General features: G+C 41.5%; 21 protein-coding genes and 2 riboswitches. Of the genes, 7 read left to right on the top strand and 14 right to left on the bottom strand.

Features of this window, described 5'->3' with window-relative positions:
* Positions 1 to 25: 25 nt before the first annotated feature.
* The 3 genes from moaC to moaA all read right to left on the bottom strand — a co-directional run bounded on the left by moaC (position 26) and on the right by moaA (position 2,056).
* Positions 26 to 511: a cyclic pyranopterin monophosphate synthase MoaC gene (gene moaC, locus JQC92_RS06730; protein WP_204998932.1), complete on the bottom strand. Its 486-nt coding sequence runs from the start codon at positions 509 to 511 to the stop codon at positions 26 to 28.
* Positions 511 to 1,044 carry a molybdenum cofactor biosynthesis protein B gene (moaB, locus tag JQC92_RS06725; RefSeq protein ID WP_204998931.1) on the bottom strand — a complete coding sequence of 178 codons (534 nt, stop codon included), beginning with the start codon at positions 1,042 to 1,044 and terminating at the stop codon, positions 511 to 513. Before moaB ends, moaC begins: the two co-directional genes overlap by 1 nt.
* Positions 1,045 to 1,075: 31 nt before the next feature.
* The gene (gene moaA, locus JQC92_RS06720; RefSeq protein WP_204998930.1) at positions 1,076 to 2,056 is read right to left on the bottom strand and encodes a GTP 3',8-cyclase MoaA; all 981 of its coding nucleotides are present in this window, start codon (positions 2,054 to 2,056) and stop codon (positions 1,076 to 1,078) included.
* Positions 2,044 to 2,201, bottom strand: a riboswitch (molybdenum cofactor riboswitch). (Overlaps the previous gene by 13 nt.)
* 334 nt (positions 2,202 to 2,535) lie before the next feature.
* On the opposite strand from moaA, the gene JQC92_RS06715 reads away from it, so the two are divergent.
* A complete protein-coding gene (locus JQC92_RS06715; protein WP_204998929.1) occupies positions 2,536 to 4,185 on the top strand; it encodes an electron transfer flavoprotein-ubiquinone oxidoreductase in 1,650 nt (549 codons plus the stop codon).
* 600 nt (positions 4,186 to 4,785) lie between these two features.
* Here JQC92_RS06715 and JQC92_RS06710 read toward each other — a convergent pair.
* The 6 genes from JQC92_RS06710 to moeA form a co-directional block, all read right to left on the bottom strand.
* Positions 4,786 to 4,959, bottom strand: coding sequence for a hypothetical protein (locus JQC92_RS06710; protein ID WP_204998928.1), 174 nt, complete (start codon positions 4,957 to 4,959; stop codon positions 4,786 to 4,788).
* A gap of 250 nt (positions 4,960 to 5,209) precedes the next feature.
* Positions 5,210 to 8,209, bottom strand: coding sequence for a TonB-dependent receptor (locus tag JQC92_RS06705; protein WP_204998927.1), 3,000 nt, complete (start codon positions 8,207 to 8,209; stop codon positions 5,210 to 5,212).
* 634 nt (positions 8,210 to 8,843) lie between these two features.
* Positions 8,844 to 9,974, bottom strand: coding sequence for a glycerate kinase (locus JQC92_RS06700; protein WP_204998926.1), 1,131 nt, complete (start codon positions 9,972 to 9,974; stop codon positions 8,844 to 8,846).
* Between the two features lie 13 nt (positions 9,975 to 9,987).
* Entirely contained in the window at positions 9,988 to 10,695 is a 708-nt protein-coding gene (locus JQC92_RS06695; RefSeq protein ID WP_204998925.1) for an SDR family NAD(P)-dependent oxidoreductase, read from the bottom strand.
* Positions 10,696 to 10,719: 24 nt separating this feature from the next.
* The gene (gene moeB, locus JQC92_RS06690) at positions 10,720 to 11,481 is read right to left on the bottom strand and encodes a molybdopterin-synthase adenylyltransferase MoeB (RefSeq protein ID WP_204998924.1); all 762 of its coding nucleotides are present in this window, start codon (positions 11,479 to 11,481) and stop codon (positions 10,720 to 10,722) included.
* The gene (moeA, locus tag JQC92_RS06685) at positions 11,481 to 12,734 is read right to left on the bottom strand and encodes a molybdopterin molybdotransferase MoeA (protein ID WP_204998923.1); all 1,254 of its coding nucleotides are present in this window, start codon (positions 12,732 to 12,734) and stop codon (positions 11,481 to 11,483) included. The genes moeB and moeA overlap by 1 nt, the downstream gene beginning before the upstream one ends.
* Before the next feature lie 260 nt (positions 12,735 to 12,994).
* Here moeA and ftnA point away from each other — a divergent pair, with 260 nt between their 5' ends.
* Positions 12,995 to 13,528, top strand: a complete 534-nt coding sequence (ftnA, locus tag JQC92_RS06680; protein ID WP_204998922.1) for a non-heme ferritin — start codon at positions 12,995 to 12,997, stop codon at positions 13,526 to 13,528.
* 99 nt (positions 13,529 to 13,627) lie between these two features.
* Positions 13,628 to 13,768 carry a hypothetical protein gene (locus JQC92_RS06675; protein WP_198677763.1) on the top strand — a complete coding sequence of 47 codons (141 nt, stop codon included), beginning with the start codon at positions 13,628 to 13,630 and terminating at the stop codon, positions 13,766 to 13,768.
* A gap of 41 nt (positions 13,769 to 13,809) precedes the next feature.
* On the opposite strand, the gene ribB is transcribed toward JQC92_RS06675, so the two are convergent.
* On the bottom strand, positions 13,810 to 14,457 hold the full coding sequence (gene ribB / locus JQC92_RS06670) for a 3,4-dihydroxy-2-butanone-4-phosphate synthase (protein ID WP_204998921.1): 648 nt from the start codon (positions 14,455 to 14,457) through the stop codon (positions 13,810 to 13,812).
* 174 nt (positions 14,458 to 14,631) lie between these two features.
* A riboswitch (FMN riboswitch) is annotated at positions 14,632 to 14,832 on the bottom strand.
* Positions 14,833 to 14,893: 61 nt separating this feature from the next.
* On the opposite strand from ribB, the gene JQC92_RS06665 reads away from it, so the two are divergent.
* Positions 14,894 to 15,184 carry a GIY-YIG nuclease family protein gene (locus JQC92_RS06665; protein ID WP_204998920.1) on the top strand — a complete coding sequence of 97 codons (291 nt, stop codon included), beginning with the start codon at positions 14,894 to 14,896 and terminating at the stop codon, positions 15,182 to 15,184.
* A 58-nt stretch (positions 15,185 to 15,242) separates the two neighbouring features.
* Here the strand turns inward: JQC92_RS06665 and JQC92_RS06660 are convergent, their stop codons facing one another.
* The 3 genes from JQC92_RS06660 to JQC92_RS06650 all read right to left on the bottom strand — a co-directional run bounded on the left by JQC92_RS06660 (position 15,243) and on the right by JQC92_RS06650 (position 18,545).
* On the bottom strand, positions 15,243 to 16,106 hold the full coding sequence (locus tag JQC92_RS06660) for a DUF4097 family beta strand repeat-containing protein (protein WP_204998919.1): 864 nt from the start codon (positions 16,104 to 16,106) through the stop codon (positions 15,243 to 15,245).
* 254 nt (positions 16,107 to 16,360) lie between these two features.
* Positions 16,361 to 18,190, bottom strand: a complete 1,830-nt coding sequence (locus JQC92_RS06655) for a M14 family metallopeptidase (RefSeq protein WP_204998918.1) — start codon at positions 18,188 to 18,190, stop codon at positions 16,361 to 16,363.
* 241 nt (positions 18,191 to 18,431) lie between these two features.
* A complete protein-coding gene (locus JQC92_RS06650; RefSeq protein WP_204998917.1) occupies positions 18,432 to 18,545 on the bottom strand; it encodes a hypothetical protein in 114 nt (37 codons plus the stop codon).
* Between the two features lie 91 nt (positions 18,546 to 18,636).
* Between JQC92_RS06650 and JQC92_RS06645 the strand changes: the two genes are divergently transcribed.
* From JQC92_RS06645 to JQC92_RS06635, 3 genes are read left to right on the top strand one after another with little or no spacing between them, the layout of a single operon-like run.
* Positions 18,637 to 19,230 (top strand): tRNA-uridine aminocarboxypropyltransferase, encoded by a 594-nt coding sequence (locus JQC92_RS06645; protein ID WP_204998916.1) that lies wholly within the window; start codon positions 18,637 to 18,639, stop codon positions 19,228 to 19,230.
* A 35-nt stretch (positions 19,231 to 19,265) separates the two neighbouring features.
* The gene (locus tag JQC92_RS06640) at positions 19,266 to 19,637 is read left to right on the top strand and encodes a hypothetical protein (RefSeq protein ID WP_204998915.1); all 372 of its coding nucleotides are present in this window, start codon (positions 19,266 to 19,268) and stop codon (positions 19,635 to 19,637) included.
* Positions 19,630 to 20,277 carry a class I SAM-dependent methyltransferase gene (locus JQC92_RS06635; RefSeq protein ID WP_204998914.1) on the top strand — a complete coding sequence of 216 codons (648 nt, stop codon included), beginning with the start codon at positions 19,630 to 19,632 and terminating at the stop codon, positions 20,275 to 20,277. Before JQC92_RS06640 ends, JQC92_RS06635 begins: the two co-directional genes overlap by 8 nt.
* Here the strand turns inward: JQC92_RS06635 and JQC92_RS06630 are convergent.
* Positions 20,261 to 21,166 (bottom strand): LysR family transcriptional regulator, encoded by a 906-nt coding sequence (locus JQC92_RS06630; RefSeq protein ID WP_204998913.1) that lies wholly within the window; start codon positions 21,164 to 21,166, stop codon positions 20,261 to 20,263. The two genes, JQC92_RS06635 and JQC92_RS06630, sit on opposite strands and share 17 nt — an antisense overlap.
* Positions 21,167 to 21,178: the final 12 nt, after the last annotated feature.

The following is a 21,178-nucleotide window of genomic DNA, read 5'->3' as shown; positions in this document are numbered from 1 at the left end:
ATTTGTGTTCTTATATTTTTGGTTACTATTCTGGGTTATGCACAAAATGGCCTGATTTACCGCCTTGCTTTTCAAGCAGGGTCACCGCAGAAATCACCATATCTTTTTGCACCGCTTTACACATATCATAAATCGTCAGTGCTGCAACGGAGGCGGCGGTTAAGGCTTCCATTTCAACGCCTGTTTTGCCACTGAGCTTACAAAGACTGGTTATCCGCACTCGGTTGTTGTCTGGTTCGGCCTCGATATCAACTTCGACTTTAGTCAGCATTAATGGGTGACAAAGAGGAATGAGTTCGGGGGTTTTCTTCGCCGCCATAATGCCAGCAATGCGCGCCGTAGCAAACACATCACCTTTATGGTGCTTACCCGATAGAATCAACTCAAGTGTGTCTGATGACATCTCGACAAAGGCCTGCGCTCTTGCAATGCGAACAGTGATGTCTTTTTCGCTCACATCCACCATATGTGCTTCACCAGAAGCATTAATATGAGACAAGGTTTGAGTCATTAATCTGTGTCCTTTGATACTGATTTTAAATGGCCAACGAAGTTACAAGGGCGATGGCGAGCGTCGAGTTGTTCTTTTATTATTTCTTCCCAACCTAAACGGCAAGCTCCAGGTGAACCTGGCATACAAAAAATCGCCGTTTTATTGGCCATGCCAGCAATGGCGCGAGATTGGATACTGGAAGTCCCAATATCCTTAAAGCTTAAATATCTGAAAAGTTCACCAAAGCCTTCCATTGGGCGGTCAAATAACACGGAAACAGCATTTGGTGTGCTGTCGTGCGTTGTAAAGCCTGTACCACCATTGATGACGATGGCTTGGATATCAGTAGAGGCTATCCATTTAGACACAACTTCACGGATTTTATAGGTGTTATCGACGCAGATTATCCGTGCTGATAAATGATGGCCAGTTTCGTTGATGGCATCTGCTAGGTATTGTCCGGAGGTATCCGTTTCCATCGTATGTCGATCCGAGACCGTCATTACCGCAATTTTTAATGGAACAAACACTTTTGTCGTGCACTTGGCCATAATCATTCCTACTTTAGTTTGTGATTACTTACTAACCACCGATTGAGGCTAAATGTTTTGTCACCCCAGTAATGCCTTGATGCAAGTCATGGGTCGCTTTCTTTTGATGTAGTTGCTCATGCAAACGTGCAATCAATTCATCTTGCTGATTATCGTGTTGCAGCAAGTCTCGTAGATCGATGCCTGACTCAGTAAACAAGCACAGGTGCAGTTTCCCTTTTGACGAAACCCTTAGGCGATTACACGTTTTACAGAAATCATTCGAATAGGGCATGATCAAACCAAAGCGTCCCTGATAGTCAGGGTGGCAAAAATTCTGCGCCGGGCCATCGGTTTGTTTTGGCACCTGGTGCAACCAACCTTGTGCTAACAACCTTGATTTAATCACGTCGCCACTTAAATGGTGAGCTTTAAAATAATTGTGATGCAGCCCTGTTTCCATTAACTCAATAAAGCGTACGTCAATCGGACGGTCTTTTAACCAGTCAGTGAATTTCGGTAAATCTGAATCATTGAGATCCTTGAGTAACACGGCGTTGACTTTGATTCGCTCAAATCCCGCATCAAGTGCCGCATCAATACCGCGCATGACGTCTTGGAATTTATTTTCACCGGTAATTTGGTGAAATTGGCGAGGGTCTAAACTATCAACAGAAACATTAATGTGCCTTAAACCGGCATCAAACCATGTTTTGGCGTGTTTCTCTAAACGGTAACCATTAGTGGTGGTCGCTATAGTTTCAATCGCATCGTTGTCAGCAACGGTACGAATAATATCAGTAAAATCTTTACGCAGGCTCGGCTCACCACCTGTGATACGCAGCTTTTTGGTGCCGACTTTGGCAAAGGCATTAACAATGCGGCCAATTTCATCAAGGCGCAAAAAGTGAGGCTTCCCTTCAGGTTGGTAACCATCAGGCAAACAATAAGTACATTTGAAATTACAAACGTCGGTTATAGATAGCCGTAAATAGTTAAATTTACGACCAAAGTCATCTAACAGATCAGACATAATCACCTTTCCAAATTCGGGAGGCCAAGACATTTCTGCACTTAACCCTGGTGGCAACATCGCCACGGCTAGATTTCCATATCTTCACGGTTGAATAGCATCAGACCGGAGACTTAGAAAAAAAAGCTCGGAGATTTTAGGTACCTGAATATGGCAATCATTAAAAAGGCCCTATGATCAGATACTCGAAACCAATTATAGACGTATCTTTGAATACGCTGATAGCGCTTATTTGACAATTCTTGAGCTAAATCAAGCTTACAAACCGGTTTGGTTCAATTGTGCGAGTTTGTACCCAGATTAATTTGTGTTACATTTACGTAAACGTAAACCTTTGCTCGTTATCCTTGAATGGTGTATTTCGAAAAATACTCATTTTGCGGTAAGGTGGCGAAATGTCATAGCAATAATCAAAAATAACATCCGACGAATATCGTAAATAAAATAAAGTCGGAGGCTCAACAAATAAAGGTGAAATGATGGAACGCGAATCAATGGAGTTTGACGTAGTCATTGTTGGTGCAGGCCCTGCTGGGTTAGCCACGGCTTGTCGACTTATGCAAATCTCAAAAGACTCAGGTAAAGAGTTTACCGTTTGTGTCGTGGAGAAAGGCTCTGAAGTTGGAGCTCATATTCTTTCAGGTGCTGTGTTTGAACCAAAGGTATTGGATGAATTATTCCCGGACTGGAAGTCTCAAGATGCACCACTAAAAACCAGTGTCACTCATGATGAAATTTATTTGTTGAACTCTGATGATGGCAGCCGTTTAATGCCAAACGCTTTTGTGCCTAAAACGATGCACAATGATGGCAATTATATTATCAGTGTGAGTAACTTGAGTCGTTGGTTGGCGGAACAAGCTGAAAACCTAGGCGTAGAGATTTTTCCAGGCTTCGCAGCAAGCGAAGCGTTATATCATGAAGATGGCAGTGTTAAAGGCATTTTAATCGGAGATATGGGTGTTGGCGAAAATGGTGAGCCAAAAGACAGTTATATGCCGGGCATGGAATTGCATGCCAAGTACACGGTATTCTCTGAAGGTTGCCGCGGCCATATTGGTAAAAAATTAATTGAAACCTTCAATCTAGATAATGGCAAAACCCCACAACATTACGGCTTAGGGTTTAAAGAAATTTGGAAGGTACCTGATGAGCAACATCAGCAAGGAAAAGTTGTTCATACAGGTGGCTGGCCATTAACAGAAGGCGCTTCAGGCGGTGGCTTCTTGTATCACATTGAAGACAACCAAGTCGTTGTTGGGCTAATTGTTGACTTAAACTACCAGAATCCCCATATAAGCCCATTTGATGAGTTTCAGCGTTATAAAACTCACCCTGTTATTGCAAAAGAGTTACAAAATGGTGAGCGAATTAGTTATGGCGCACGTGCTATTGCCAAAGGCGGGTTAAACTCACTCCCTAAAATGAGCTTCCCTGGTGGCTTGCTTGTGGGTTGCGATGCTGGAACTCTTAACTTCGCTAAAATTAAAGGCACTCATACTGCTATGAAGAGTGGTATGTTAGCTGCCGAAACCATCGCTGAAGCATTGATGGCTGGCGTTGAAGGCGGTAAAGATTTAGATTGCTTCCAAGATAAGTTTGAACAAAGTTGGTTATATCAAGAGCTATACTGTTCACGTAATTTTGGTCCTGCTCTGCACAAGTTTGGTACGTTGATGGGTGGTGCGTTTAACTATATTGATCAAAATTGGTTCGGTGGCAAGTTCCCAGTTACATTACGTGATGAAAAGCCTGATTATGCGCAAATGGCCGAAACGTCGGCTTACAGTAAAATTGATTATCAAAAGCCAGACGGCAAGCTGACGTTTGATAAATTATCATCGGTTTATCTATCAAATACCTTTCATGAAGAAGATCAGCCATGTCATCTTAAGTTGAAAGATGCCCAAATTCCGATTCAAGTTAATTTGGTTAAGTTTGATGAGCCTGCGCAACGCTACTGTCCAGCAGGCGTTTATGAAGTCGTGGAAGAAGCGGGCGAACAGAAATTTGTGATCAACGGTCAAAACTGCATTCACTGTAAAACCTGTGACATTAAAGATCCAAGCCAGAATATCACTTGGGTGACGCCAGAAGGCGGCGGTGGTCCGAATTATCCGAACATGTGATAACGGTGGTTTTATATTGAAGACTGTGACGGTGCTGTAATTGGTTCACGCCATATGGTTGATTAGTTTCAATGATATAGGTTCAACATATTACCGTCACACTCGCGAAGGCGGGTGTCCAGTGCCTTTTGTATGTAGGTCATTCTCCAGCAAATCCCTTCTTGCATCAACCCGTGCCGCCCAAACGAAGCTGAACGTTTCAGATATAATTGAATAAATGCCTAACAGCTCTGATGGTAAATCTAATAGGCAGGACGCCTGAATGTCGTGAAGCACACGGATGTGCGAGAACGACCTGTACCCCAGAGCTTGGCTCGACGTCCATGTCTCGCCCATGTCATTTTGCATTCAATCATATCCTCAACAGCTTCGATGGAGAAAGTTGCAACCCGCAAAGTTATCTGAAGTTTCTGGCTTGGTTTTGCCCCAAAATTGGCTGGCCTGAGACATTCAAGTTCAAGTCATTAGCGTCACACTCGCGAAAGCGGGTGTCCAGTGGCTTTTGTATTTGAAGGCAAAACTTCTGCGAAGTTTACAAAGTCGTGGGCTTTCTGCCCACACCCGAGCAAAAAGGGATTCTCCAGCAAATCCCTTCTTGCATCATCCCATGCCGCCCAAACGAAGCTGAGCGTTTCGGATATGATTGAATAAATTTCTAACAGCTCTGATGGTACATCCTGTACCCCAGAGCTTGGCTCGACGTCCATGTCTCGCCCACGCCATTTTGCATTCAATCATATCCTCAACAACTTCGATGGGGTATGTTGCAGCCATCAACGTTATCTGAAATTACTGGCTTGGTTTTGCCCCAAACTTGGTTAGTGCTTCAACTCTAGAAATCGATAAGGGTGATTTTTCCGATTAGTTTTTATAAGGCAACTAGAATTAAGGTGGCAAGTTCTTTAAACACTAAATAAATATTGAGTCAATAAAAAATAGTAAAAGCCCTAAACATCGTAGGGCTTGGCTTTATAACCCTAAGTTACCAGGGAATAACTTAGGGATACATTCTAATTACAATAAATTAAAAGCTATAACGTGCAATAAATTGAACTTCTCGCGGATCTTGATAGCCTGTAGCGTTCAAGAAGTTTTTGCTTTGTTCATTATTATCACGTGCCAAGTCTAACTGTTGGTCATACGTATTAGGTCTTTGTGTGTTAAATACGTTATAGACACTCGCTTGAAGAGTTAAACCTTCAAAGGCTTCTGGTTTATAAACCACACTCAAGCTAGTGTCAAATAACCAGTTTGATCGCCCTTGATCGCCTCTTTTAGTAAGAGTCGGGTTCCCATTTTCATCTTTACAGTAGAAACTTGAAGCTGAATACCGTTCAAAATTATGGTAATCGTAAGCTGTACTCCCATTACCTGATGGATCTTGTTTTAATCCTTCCAATGGGATATAACCATTACAGCTTAGTGGGATACCAGATGTTACAGATAAGTTAGCTGATACTGTCCATTCGTCATTAAATTGATACGCCCCATAGAATTTAAATTGATGTCTACGATCTGTAGGTAGATCACCATAGGCTCCATCCATAAATCGACCATGGTCGAAATCTTGAGTCGCCCCAGCATCTTCTTGGGCTAATGTTGAGTTAACATATCCTTCAGCGTTACCAAATGCTCTCGAAAGAACGTAGGAGAAACTACCTTTCCAGTTATCTGACCAAGACTTTTCAGCAGTAAATTCTAGACCTAAGTAGTGACGTTTATACTCAGGAAGACCGAGATATTTACTATCTATCGTATGAGTTTCTAGGTTACCACTATGATCAACGTCTATATCTAAAGTAACATCTCGTCCTGGGTTTATTACAATACAACCTTGTAAATCTGAAGGGTTAAAGTTGTTGTAGCCATTATCTGCTGCCCAATCTATGAAGCCATCGTGACCACAGTAATCATCCATACCATCTTGGATAGTACGTCCCATGAATTTCACGCCTAGAGTCCAATCTTCGTTTAATGCATATTGATATCCAATAATTAGCTCATCTTGGTGCATTGGATTTAAGTTTTGATCAGCAATTTTACGTGGATCAGCAATTTGTTCATCCAGAATAGTCCCACCAAACTGGTCTCCAAGACCGACTGGAGTACCGTCACTAGGGTTAAAACCATCGACATAATGGAACTGTTGTGTGAAAACCTCTCCTCGAGTAGCTCGAATGTTAGTGTTTGTTGCAACTGGAATATAGTAACGACCTAAAGTTGCGTAAAGTTTTTGGGAGCTATCACCGTTGATATCCCAAGAAATACCGAACCTAGGAGCAATTAAATTTTCTGATTTAATGAATGTATCGCCATTGCCATCAGTATTTTCAAATGTTTCACCACGTACAGCTAAGTAAGCCAAAACGTTGTCGGTTATTTGCCAGTTATCTTCTAAATACCAAGCAGTATTAATTAAAGAAAAAGATGCTGAATCTGTATTATATGTTCTGACACGAACAGTTTTTGTCCCAACACCAACGTCTACGCCATTAACTACACCACCATTGTACTCTGCGCCATCAATATATCTGTAGTAAATATCACCCGAATATTGAGTGCCAGGATCATAAGAGTCATAGTTCTCATGGTTGTAACCAAATCGGAGATGATGATCACCTATCGTCCAATCAAAATCGACTTTGTAACTTTCACGTTCATCCTTCATAGGAAAGTCTGATGTTACAAGGTTTTGCACTGGATTCCAGCAACCAATTCTATCACGTTGTGCCCATTGTTTTTCACCTGTAGTATCCCAAGCATAAGCACAATCTCCTCCTTCTAAATTAGGAGTTACTTCATATTCATGCTCTAATTGTCCATATAAGACACGAACACTAAAATCATCTGTTAGATAGCCGGTATATCGTGCAATAAATATGTCACCACCAGATTTCAGGTCATAGTCTGACGAAGGTATACCGTGGCGTCCTGTAAACTCCAGTCTATTTCCTTCATCGTCATAAGGATTTTCAAAGTTTTGACGTTCGCGTGTAACTTTATTCCCAATATGAGTTAAACGGAAGTGATGATCTTCGTTCAAATACCAATCTAAGTTAGCGAGGTAATTTGGATTAGTTCGATCATAAATTCTACTTTGATCTTTATAAAAATACTCATCCGAATCTTTGCGACCTTCAGCATTTACAAAAAAGAAGAGCTTATCTTTAATGATTGCTCCACCGGCAAATAATGTATAGGACAAATCATCATGAGTATTTTCTGAATAGTAGCCAGTGTAAACATCAGGAGTATTCTTACTTACAACATTTTTTGCAGTAGCTGTTAACTGATGAGGGGTATATTTAACGCTTCCGCCAAATTCCCAGTCATTAGAGCCGCTTCTAGTTACAACATTGATGATTCCACCAAGAGAGCGGCCATATTCAACTCCATACCCACCAGTTTTTACTTGAGTTTGTTCAATAGCATCATAAGGAAGTTTTGCGTAATTCAAAAGTGACCGTAAATTGGTTACATCAAATCCATCGATGTAATATCCATTCTCGGCAATGGATGAACCACCAAAAGATGGTAAGTTTCTTCCGAAATTTGAACCTCCCTGAGTCGTTCCGGGAGTCAGTAGAGCTATATTGACAACATTTTGTTGCACTGGTAAAAGCTCAATATCTTCAGATGTAAACACTGCTGAAGATTCTACAGAAGAAGTATCAATAGCATTAATTCTTGAACCTAAAACAGCTATTGTCTCAACTCCTTGATCGAATGTTACGGAAGTTCCTACACCAATTTTTACTTCGACCTCTCTACTAACTCCATTTGAATCAGTAACCTTGTATCTACCTGGAGGTACGTTGTTTATACTGAATTTACCGTCAGAACCAACCGAAACAGTTCTGGTAATCCCAGTTCTTTCATTTGCGTAAGTAATCTTACTGTTTGCATCAGCTTGTCCGTAAACAGAACCCGCTGTATTACTTGCAGAATAAGCTGGTAAAGCGACACTTAATCCTGTTGCAACTGCAGCGGCTAATAATGATCGCTTAAATGTATTATTCATCATTTCGCATTCCCTAATATTTTATTTGTTGACCAGTAACTAAAGGTCAATACAATTGTTATCATATTGTTACAGACGGTTCAAGCTTGTTATTTGCTTTTAAGGATAATAGGGCTAAAGCTGTAATTTAATCTAGGCGTTCAAAAGGAAGGCTAAGCGTTACATCAGCAAGTTTTGCATTCATCTTCCTGAGTGACTTTTGCTTTACCTACATTGCAAAATGATCAAATCAATTGCGCCTAAAGATAATCCTACCAATGCAAGTAATTATTTTTTATGCAGAAACTCAAATAGTCATAAAGGTAAATAGAAGAGGAGCAATTCTGTCATCGTACACATATTCTCGAACGCCCCCATTTGCATTGCAAAAATATGGCAAGCTCTGCACAGAGTTTGGTATGTTACTTAAAGGTGTAGCTGGAAATGCAATATCTAACATTTTATTGCAAACTAATGGATAAATTAAGGCGTGATGGTGCAGCGAATTGCCAGCGTTGGTTTAGTTCGATGGTCAGCTGATCTATCCTTAGATTTTTTAATCCGAATTGCTAACAGTTATTTTTAATTTCTGGCAAGCTTTTGTCCAAAAGCTAGTTTCATTCTATACGATCACCAAAGGTTATTTGTTAATCCACTTTTAGCACAATAACAAACGAGTAACGTTTTCAGCCGTGCGTTTCAAATTCTCTGAAGTATCTTTAAAGGCTTGTTCTAGCGTGAGTGGTTGATTGCAGATACTAAAGGCGGCAGTAATGCCAATTTTATTTAAGGAGTTAACATCGCAGGTTACACTTCCAGCTAATGCAATAACGGGAACGCCTGCTTTCATGGCTTGTTTTGCCACTCCAGAGAGTGCTTTCCCATCAACACTTTGTGTATCAATTTTACCTTCGCCTGTAATGACTAAATCAGCATTTTGCAGATGGGTAGAAAATTCAGACCGCTCTAAAATATAATCAATTCCTGATGTTAACTGTGCATTGCAAATAGCAATTAAAACAGCTGGAATACCACCTGCCGCTCCAGCGCCTTCAATATTACTCAGTGGCTTTCCAAACTTAGCATCCAGTAAGACGGCGAAGTGCTGAATATTGTTTTCAAGAATATCAATTTGCTGTGCTGATGCGCCTTTTTGCGAACCGAATGTATGACTGGCACCCGCTTTACCGAAAAGAGGATTAGTAACATCACACAATAAAGTGATCTTTGTTTTAGCCAGTCTGGGGTTAAGCTCTGAAATATCGATAGATTTTATTTGGCAGAGGTTTCCACCTGACACTAAGATTTCTTGGCCATTTTTATCTCGATATCTTGCACCTAATGCTTGTAGTAGTCCTGCGCCGCAGTCATTGGTTGCGCTGCCGCCTAAAGCCAGAACGATTTCATCGACACCGAGTTCGATGGCTAATTCCATTTGTTGCCCTACGCCATAACTAGTGGCTTGCATCGGATCTCTTTGGTTTGGAGCGATTTGTGCCAGACCACAAGATTGCGCAACTTCAATCATCGCTATGCGTTGATTGCTCGCAAGTAAAAAATGATTGTGCATCGGTAGACCAAGTGCATCTGTCACTAAACTGGGAATCTTGGTGCAGGGGATCAGGCCTGATAACGCATCTAACGTGCCTTCACCACCGTCTGCGATTGGTAACTTTATCACCTCGATATTCTGATTTACGGCGAGAATACCTTCTGCTATGGCATCGGCAACTTGGGTTGCGGTTAAACTTTCTTTAAATGAATCCGGTGCGACAATGATGCTTTTCATGAATCAATCAAAATTACCAAGGGAGTTTATTGCCAGCATAGTCGATAAAACTGCCACTGTCTTCAGTGGTTAGTTTAGACAACAAGTCAAAAAAGTAGTGAGCCGTTTGTGCAGGTGTTTGCAATTGCCCTTGTGGTAAGCGTGCCTGAAAAGGCTTTGATAATGCCGTGTCCGTTGTCCCTGGGTGAAATGATAATACGCAGATGTTAGGTGCCGTTCGATGCCATTCTATGCTTAATGTCTTAAGTGCCATATTAAGCGCAGCTTTAGAGCAACGATAACTCATCCAGCCACCTAAACGGTTATCGCTGATGCTGCCTACTTTTGCTGATACGGTGACGAAATAGCTTAATGTTGATCGGTTAAGTACGGTTTGAAAATGTTTTGCCAGCAATAAGCTGGGCAGAGCATTAATTTGAATATTGGCGTTAAAAAAATCTGGGTTGAATTGATTGATGGATTTTTCAGGCAGTTGACTGTCCAGATGCAATAAACCAACGCAATTTATCAAAAGTTGTAATTCATCAAACTGGTTGGCCAGTGTTTCGACTTCTGCTTCATCGCAGATATTGACTTCATGCCAAATCACGCTTGTGTCAAAGTTGTCTGATGTGTGCTTATGGTAAGTGGCATGAATTTCTGCCGTCGGGAAACGACGTCTTGCTTCGGTTATCATGCCGGCACCTATGCCACCGACACCACCCAGGATTAAAATGTGCATCGATTATCCGTATGAGATACATAACTAACCACTACATACGCAGCAACTTGGCATTTTGTTCAGTTTCATTTGCCTTATTTCTAATGTCATCGCATCAAACATTAACACTCGACCAATAAGCGGTTGGCCGATGTCGCAGATAAGCTTGATGGTTTCAACCGCTTGCAAACTGCCCATTACCCCGATGACAGGCGCTAAAATTCCTGACTCAACACAAGTGAGTTGCTGCTCACCAAATAACTGGCTGAAACATTGATAACAAGGGGATTCATGCTGATAATCAAAGACCGTTATTAAGCCTTCCATACGAATGGCGGCACCTGAAACTAAAGGCGTTTTTTGATCAAAACAAATGTGGTTTAGTTGCTGGCGTACTGATAAGTTGTCGGTACAATCGACAACGATATCGTGTCGTTCAATTAGCTCAGATAAAGCATCATCACTTAACAACCCGTGGATTGCATTGACGTTAATATGCGGGTTAGCGAGTAACAAACTGTCTTTAGCAGAATGTACTTTTGCACAGCCAATATCGGCGTCTTGATGTAACACTTGTCTTTGAAGATTGGAGAGTTCGACAGTATCAAAGTCAACCAAAGTGAGCTCGCCCACACCTGCTACAGCTAAATATTGGCTGGCAGCACAACCAAGACCGCCAACACCAATAATCAGCACCTTAGCTTGTTTCAATGCTTCTTGACCTTCAAAGTCGATGGCCTTAATGGATATTTGGCGACTGTATCTCAGTGTCTCTTCATCAGAGAGTATTTCTTGATGATGTTGCATTAACTTAGCGCACCTGAAAATGGCTCGACAATCACAGTTTCACCAGCGTTAATCTCACCTTGATCAATCGCAATGTGAATGAAGCAATTAGCGACACTCATTGAGGTTAACATTCCTGAGCCTTGCGCTCCGGTCGTTGACACTTCCAATTCGCCATTGTGATTACGTGTTAAAATACCGCGTTGAAATTCAACTCGACCCGGTTTGCGTTTAATGGCGTGAGTTAACTTCGCATTGACTTTCAATGGGTCAGAATGAGGCAAATTTTTCATTTTATTGATGATCGGTTGTACCAGTTGGTAAAAAGTCACCATGGACGCTACTGGGTTGCCTGGTAGCCCGCAGAAAATTGCGTCACCCAATTTACCCATGGCGAACGGTTTTCCGGGTTTCATTGCTAGACGCCAGAAGGTGATTTCACCGACTTCATTGAGGACTTGTTTGACGTAATCGGCATCACCCACTGATACACCACCTGAAGTAAGGACTAAATCAGCTTGTGAAGATGCTTCAATAAACGCTTGTTTAATCGACTCTGGGTTATCCTCAATGATGCCCAAATCGATCCACTCCACTTGAGACTTAGTGAGTAATCCTTGAATAGAGTAGCGATTGGAGTCGTAAATCTGGCCTGCTTTTAGCTCTGTACCGACAGGTTGTAGTTCATCGCCTGTTGAAAAAAATGCCACTTTTACTTTACTGTATACCGTGACTTCTGCAACGCCCAATGTAGCCAATACACCAAGTTCAGCAGCGCCGATTTTAGTTCCTTTTGTTAAGATAACTTGTCCAATGCTGGCTTCTTCACCTTGCTTACGCACATTGACGCCTGTTCGCTTAGGTGCAGTGATGCTAATGACATTATCGTTCGCTTCAGTTAGTTCTTGCATTTGTACCGTATCCAGAGACGCAGGTACCTGTGCTCCTGTCATGATTCGAATACAGCCACCACTCGGAATATCATCATCGAAAGGGTGTCCTGCGAATGCAGTCCCGACGAGTGTGAAATTTGTTTCTGCTGACTGAGTTGATAACTCATTAAAACGAAAAGCATAACCATCCATTGCAGAATTATCAAAAGGAGGAAGATTGATGCTTGAAGTGATGTCTTCGGCAAGCACATGATCTAATGCATTGTTGATGGGTAAACGTTCAGTGCGAGACAGCGGAGTGACTTGTTCCAGCAGTTTTGGTAAAGCATCATTTGGGTGAATTAAACCAGGTTTTGCACAGGGATCAACGGCATGCGACATAAAACGACCTCAGATCAAGCGATTGAATTTGATAAAGATGCATCTTCACATTTTGTGCATCTGGTGATCAAGTGCTTCTGTTGATCATGCTTCTTTTTCGCATATCTGTTTGATCAAAAACAAGTTAATTGTGAAAATAAAAATAATTACTATTTAACAATGAGTTAGTGAGATTTTGTTGCTTTTAAATCTTAACTGCCGCACAATGTAGCTCAAGAATGCAGTACGGTGGCGGTCCGATAAGACCTTGAGGTAAGAGTATGTTAGCCAAACCTATGATTGAAAATTTAAACGAACAGATTAATTTAGAGTTCTTCTCATCGAATTTATATTTACAAATGAGCGCTTGGTGTGAAGATCAAGGCTTTGAAGGTGCGGCAAAATTCATGCGTGATCATGCCGAAGAAGAGATGGGGCACATGCGCCGCTTATTCACTTATGTCAGTGAAACTGGCGGCTTACCTCTAATTGGTACGATTGATTCACCCCCTTCTAGCTTTGAATCATTATTGTCGTTGTTCGAGCATACTTATGAACACGAGCAAATGATCACGGCAAAGATTAATGAGCTCGCACATTCTGCTTTCACAAATCATGATTATTCAACCTTTAACTTTTTACAGTGGTATGTTGCTGAGCAGCATGAAGAAGAAAAGTTGTTTAAGTCTATCGTTGATAAAATCCGTCTGGTTGGCGAAGATGGTAAAGCACTGTTCTTTATCGATAAAGATTTAGAAATGCTGGCGGGTAAAGGCCATGACAGCGTAATGAATGCGCAAATTACGGTTGAATAGTTAATCTGCTACGACTTAAGTAATTTCCACTCGTGAATTATTGAAAGCTATACTTAGGTATAGCTTTTTTTGTGCCTGAAATTAATGAGGAACGTCACTATGGGAACAGTTGCAATTGTCGGAACGACTATCGGTGTTGTTGGTTTTTTATTTGGGATGACGACGTTCGTTAGATTAAATCGGCTCGAACAGCATTTAAAACAGAAGGGTATTTTAGACAAAGAATACAGTTCGCATTGAATTGCCGCTTTTCTAAGTTGAAAAACGGCAGTCGCATTTAATTAACTCGCTTGCTGCTCACCTTGTAGGCGATAGGCGATAATGTCGTCAATCCATAGCATTGGCATATCGTGCTGCTGGCTGTAACGTTCGACTTGTTTACCTTTGGCCATAGTGCCGTCAGGGTTCATCAGCTCACACAACACGCCAGCTGGTTTTAAACCTGCAAGGGTCATTAAATCGATGGTACCTTCGGTATGCCCACCACGACCGAGTACGCCTTGTAGGTGTGCTCTCAATGGATAAACATGACCGGGACGGGCTAAATCACTCGGTTTAGCGAGCTCATTAATGGCTGCTTTAACGGTAGAGACTCTATCGACCGCAGAGACACCCGTAGTCACACCATAAGCGGCTTCAATACTGATGGTAAACGCAGTGCCATACTGACTGGTGTTGTTTTCTACCATCATGGGTATTTGCAATTGATTGATTCGTGCTCCTGTTAAACACAGACAAACGATACCGCTGCAATCTCGAATGAGCTGTGCCATTTGTGATGTTGTCAGTGTCTGTGCTGAGAAGATGACGTCAGCTTCGTTTTCACGAGCTTCATTATCCATCAGCAGTACGCCACACCCTTGTTGCAGCGCTTCAAGTGCATGATTAACACGGCTGATAGCCGCTATAGTTGGATTGGACTGATCCATAATATTTTCCTTATAAGAAACATTGAAATATTGGATCAGGGCAATGAAGAACAGCGCCGTTTGCCGCACCCGTTTCATGTTGAAAAAAGGCAGCCAAAAGCGCAACAGAAATAGCGACGCTTCCTGATGACAGGAATGTTCGCTGATTGTCTATTAAATAACTGATCGACAGCTACTTATTCTCTCCCATCCGGACTGAGCTATTTGATAAAAACAGCAACACCGTCGGCCTTGGAATTATGCTTAAACGTAAAGCTCAGCACTCACCAAATCTGCTTGTCCCTATTCATCATTTAAGTTGAACAGGCGCTCGCGGGCTTACAAATCACTTTGATCACCGCCGGTGGGGAATCACACCCCGCCCTGAGAATGTGCTAACACACTGTATTGTCAGCAAGGTATAGTATGCGCTTATTAGGGCTATAAGTGAAATTGAATGGATAACAATGAGTTCGAAACAAAGCCATGGTGGGTATACATCATTCAGACTCACAAAGGTTTACTTTATACAGGATGTACGACAGATATTGAGCGACGATTTCGAGAGCATCAATCAGGTGGCACTAAAGCGGCCAAATTTTTGAAGGGAAAAGGGCCGTTGGAGTTACGGTATCGTGAGCAAGTTAATGATAAAAGCACCGCACTTAAACGAGAAATTGAAATTAAGAAAATGCCTCGGTCAAAAAAATTAACCTTAATATCAATGGGGAGCAAAACTGAGAAATAAGGCGATAGTGTTATTAATCAGTTTTGCGTCGGGAAGTTTATTTACAACGAGCCTTGTCTTATTCGTCGACAGATACTGGCCCATCAATATGTTTGAATCTCAGGCCGCCTGAGCCTGAATCAATAATGTTTAACCCTTTGGTGTATTCGACATCAATACTGCCTGAGCCGTCATCAATGGTGACTTTACCGTTGATATGATGTGCTGAAATCGAACCTGAACCATCATTAATCTTGGTGTTACCTCCGATATGATCGATGTCGATACTGCCGGAACCATCATCAATATCGAGTTTGCCATTGGTGTTACTTACCGAAATGCTGCCAGAACCATCGTTGATATCAATATTTTGCCCGCCATCAATTTCAATCCCACCTGAGCCATCGGCGATGTCAATGTCTTGCTTGGCATTGCTAATTGAAATTGAACCAGATCCATCCTGAATGCTCACCGCTTGGCCACCGACTAAATCGATGCTGCCAGAACCATCGTTAATATTGATATCAGCATCGACACCACGAATATTAATAGGGCCTGAACCATCATGGATGTCCAGCATCATTTGTTGCGGGACAGTCACTACTAAATCAATGTAAGGCGAACGGTTGAAACTGAAATTATTGTCGAACTCAGCAATCAATTCAGCTTTATTCCCCGATTTTTCAAGCGTTAATGTATAGCTCACATCATCGTAGGTGTTAATGTCCGCTTCGACTCGGACATCGGTCTGTCCGCGGACACCTTTAATGGACAGTTCACCCGCACCAACGGCGGCTTTAAATGCAGATAAATCACTAGCATTAAGCTCTAAGGACTTATGTTCCTTATGGGTGGGTCCTGATGTTTTACCGTTCACGTTAATAATGCAGCCTGATAGCGCAATGCTACTTGCAATGATGATCCCAAGTGCTTTCAATTTCATTGTGGTTGTCCTTAATCCTAATGCTGTAATTTTTTATTTAATCAGTCAGTTGGTTTTGTAAGGCAGTTAACGTGCCAAATTTCAAATCATTGATTTTTAAGTGTTTTATGTTTTGTTGTGAGGGTGTTCAATTCAAAAATGGACACTAATGTGTTGAAACCGCAACTTAATGGTGAAAATAACAAATGAATTAATATCGCCAACTTCAGAGAGTGAATTTGGCGATATTGGCGACTTGAAACAAGGTGATGAATTTAGAGTTCTTTCAATACCGGATAGATTAAATACTGTTTGTCATAGTATGGGCTGCGCTCGTAAAACCAACGTAAGCGGGCTTTTGAATCATTAGCGAAATCTTTATCTTTTAGAGCGTTATCAAACTCAGCTTGCAGTTTAGGATCGGCGGCCAGCATTTTTTGCGCTAACGGCTCAATAGCATAATCCTCAATATACTCAGTTCGAGTAAAAATAGGGTTAAAGAACCCCCATTGGAACAAGGAATCACCGTGTTGCGGCTCTAACAGCAAAATCGCTAAATTGCCCAATGGTTGCTCGGTATCAATTTTCACCGTTCCAGCAGGTAAAGTGACTTGCTGCTGAGAAGAGGTTGGTGTTGCGGTGACTTGTAAGTGACCTTCATACGAGCTATCGGCAAATTTAGGCTTATCAAAAGTATACTGCTGCAATGTTTTGGTTGTTGGCTGTTCTAGGCGAGTCATACGAATGCCATGAATTGATAAGCGCTTAATCACCTGCTGCCATTGGGGTGGAAGATAATAAGCGCTTGGACGATTGATGGTCACATCTGCTTGAGTTCGGCCAATAACAGGTAAGTTTGGATAGAGTTTAGGGATACCCGACCAACGCACCACTTCTTTACCACTGATATCACTATATTCTTTTGAATATTCGATGCCTTTAAAATCCCAGCCTTTAGCTTGTTGCTCTGACTTCCAATTGAGTGTGACTCGTTGCGGGTAAGCAAATTTATCTTTAGATATTGCGGCTTTCAGCTTTATGCCATTGCTCGCTAAGGTTTTTAGTGTTTGCTCAAGCATGACATAAGTGCCGAGTACACGTTGCTTATAAGGTTTTAGGCTATGATTCTCAATTAAAATGGTTGGTAAATGTCTCGCATCACCATAGCCATTTGAATAACGTGGAGAAGCATGCCATAACGCCATCCCCTTGTTGATGTCCATTTTGTCCATCGCAAACACCAATGGGCCAGGAATATGGCCTTGTTCGGATAAGGTGGCATCAATTTGTGGCTTATAAGTATTTTCTAGCCAATCAAAACTGGCAGGACTTAAACCGACCGATAAGTTGTAGCCATAGGTCACGTCATATTGATAATCAATGCCATCAGTAACATGAACATCGATATAAAGGTCGGGCTGCCAAGTGTTGATCGCCCTGAGCATATGCTGCATTTCAGAGGTATCGGCTTTTGCATAATCGCGATTTAGATTAAGGTTATTGGCATTGGTACGCCAACCCATGGATATCGGGCCACGTTGATTCACTCGGTTATGCTTATCAGCACGTTCATGAGCGTCAACATTGAAAATAGGCACAAAGAGCAAATTAGCGTTTTTTAATAGTTGTGCTTTCTCACCATGTACAATGTCTCTAAGCAGCATCATACCGGCGTCTTTTCCATCAATTTCACCAGCGTGAATGCCTGCTTGAACCAATACGGTTGGTTTACTATTTTTTTTGAGTGTTTCAGGGCTACTTACACCCGATTGAGTGGCGATTACCATCCAAATGTCACGACCTTGCGGGCTTTTGCCTAAACTGACTTTCTTGAGTTTGTCACTGCTCTCGACGAGTCGGTCAAGCCATTCGAAAGTACGTTGATAACTTGGGCTATCGATATAATCTGATAATTCGAAGTCAGTGACCCATGGGTTATCAGTTGACTGTAATAAGGCTTCGCTTTTGCCGTGCCACGTGATTTGTGGTGGCAGAAAAGGGTCGTTAACGTAGGTTTCTTGAATGGTTGGAGTACTATGGTCAGCAGCGTAAACAAAACCACTGAGTGAAGACAATAAGAATGAAGCAGTGAGAGCGGTGCGCATGGTAGCAATCCGTAGCAATAAAAATAATTATTGAGTATCTTTGCCGATACGCTAACTGAGTGCAACCGCTTAACTTAAAACAGTTTGTTTAGGTGACGAGTGCCTGCCGTCTTAATACTTTTTTTGAAGCTGTATTAATGTGTTATCACAGACCTGTTGCTTTGCTGCAACTCGCTTCACGCTGTGAAAGTAGTCATCAAAGTCAGATTCTGATGGCAAGATTATGTTGAGCTCATTCATTTTATTGAGCAATCGCAAGCTCTAATTTTTGGTTGGGAGAGAAAGTGACATCAGGCATTTGTTCGCCATCTCTCAAGGTGGTATCAAAAATGGTAATTGCTTCAGCACACTTCATAGCGAATCCCTGCTATTGAGCCTGCTATAACTATAGTTGCTTTAAAAAAATCTTGATAAAATAAGTACTGGTTTCATTATTTCAATAGTTTATGTCACGTCATCTTTGTTCAAAATGTCAGTTTCCTGCGTCACATTGCTTGTGCGGGCATGTAGAAAAGGTGGATTGTGAAACTCACCTTATTATTTTGCAGCACCCGTCAGAAGTGAAGCACGCTAAAAATTCAGTGAGATTATTGCCTCTTAGTTTGCCAAACATACAAATTGTAGTGGGGGAATCAGAAGCGGATTTTGTTGAATTAAGAGCTTGGTTAATTACACAGAAGAAACCCATTTACTTGCTTTATCCTTCGGATAGCAGTCGGGATATCAGTGAAACTCAAGCAACTGAAAATGCCATTTTGATCGTACTCGATGGCACATGGAGAAAAGCGCATAAGATGTTGATGCTTAACCCTTGGTTATTAGCGTTTACGCATTTAAGTATTACGCCAGACAGGCCATCAAATTACAAAATTCGTAAAGCCAGTCGTAGCGATAGTTTATCGAGCCTTGAAGCCGCCGCATTCGGCATTAAGACATTAGAACCAATGGTGAATATTTCTCCACTTTTGAATTTATTTGATGCTATGATAGCCCAGCAATTGGCGGCTATGCCTGCTAATGTACGAAAACGATACCGCTAATTCAATGCAATATAGATAGCAAATGGAACAATGTTATGCCAAAGACAACGGAACTGTCGCTCGTTATACTTTCACTGATGCTGATCAGCATGTTTACATTCCCTGCTCAGGCTTCAGAAAAAAAGCGCCTTAAATGGACACCTAAAGCTGCAGAAAAGCCTCAACAAAAGCCGACGGAATACAGTGCAGAACAACAGCTGCAACTAAAGAAAGCTCAGCAAGCAAATTCAGAGATTCAAAAACGTGAGTTGAAAGTACAGCAAAATCAGCTGAGACCAGACTGGGAAAGTGAGCAGACAAAACGTTCACAAAAACAGTTTGTTGAGCAAAAGAAACGTATTTCAAAACAATTACAAGATGCCAAACAAGCCGCTAAAAAAGAGAAAAAAATAGATAAGTATGACTGATCAATGCTGTGTGTTGTGTAAACAGCCGTCTCTAACGTTTTACCACCAAGATAAACAACGTGAATATTGGCAATGCCAGCATTGCCTGCTCGTTCAAGTTCCAAAATCATTTCACCTTACTGTTGAGCAAGAAAAAGCTGAGTACGATAAACATGATAATCAAGATGATGATGCAGGTTATCGTCGATTTTTATCACGATGTCTAGACCCAGTTCTTGAAATGGTCAGCCCCCAGCAACAAGGACTAGACTTTGGCTGTGGAGAAGGGAGAGTGCTCAGTAAAATGGCGCAAGAAGCGGGCTTTGCTATGAGTAATTATGATCTCTTTTATGCTAATGATAACTCTGTTCTTGAGCAGCAATACGACTTTATTACAGCGACTGAAGTGATCGAACATATCTATGATGCCCAAGGCACATTTGAGTTATTTGATGATCGATTAAAGACTGGTGGAATGTTAGCGCTAATGACTAAGCGAATAAAAGATGTTGATGCTTTCAGTCGCTGGCACTATAAAAATGACCCTACTCATATTTGCTTTTATTCCGAATATACCTTTGAGTGGCTTGCCAACAGTTATAACTGGCATTTCGAGTTTGTCGCTAATGACGTCGTTTTGTTATTTAAGAGTAAGCCTTAATGATTTCAATCAGCTGTTTTATTTTTCTATCATTTTTCGAGTCAAAGCGGAAAATACCACTGAAGTGGCTACAGTAATCTAAAGGTGTAGGTGAGAGGCTGAACATTTGATGTCGCTCTACAAATACCGAACCAAAATGGCGAGGCAAAAAACCTAGGTAGTTTCCGGTGAGAATTAATAATGCGACACCATCTTGTGCGTATGCTGACGCTGAGACCATCAGATTGTTTTGTGTGAGCAGTTCATTGTTGGTGCTGCTAAAAGCCAATCCTGCAAAAGAATAGTCAAGTAATGCCTCTTTTGTCACCGCTTTATTGTTGTTAGCTAAAGGGTGAGTAACACCGCAAAAGATGGTCATCTCCTCTGAAAACAATGGCAAATAACACAGCGAATTCGTTGGGTTGTGGCAAGGAAGCACACCAAAATGAATCTTCCCTTCTAAGATCCCTTGCTCAATTTCAACAGTTGGAAGCACATGAATCTCTATGTGTACCGCTGGTGCAAGTTGATAATATTGGTTAAGAACAGTATGAAACTGACAATTCGGGTTGGTTACCATATTGTCGAAGATACCAATAATCAGTTTGCCTTTAAGCTCATGATTAATCTGATTAACTCTTTGACAAAACTCATCAAGAGAATCGAGTAAGGTGTTGATGGCATGATAGATTGTCAGACCTTCTTCTGTCAGTTTAAAACCACTGCGCCCGCGATAACACAACACCACACCTAAACGGTGTTCGAGTTCTTTTAAATGCCGACTGATGGTAGAGCGGCCGATGTTTAAACTGCGCTCAGCCGCTGAGATCCCGTGAGCTTCTACAATTCGTTTAAATACACGCAGTAGACGCAAATCAATGTTAGACAAATTTCCAATGGTTGTTTTCAAAGTTTCACCGTT

This window comes from Parashewanella hymeniacidonis, assembly GCF_016900895.1.
Taxonomy (GTDB): domain Bacteria; phylum Pseudomonadota; class Gammaproteobacteria; order Enterobacterales; family Shewanellaceae; genus Parashewanella; species Parashewanella hymeniacidonis.
This window is presented reverse-complemented; position numbering and strand designations above follow the sequence as displayed.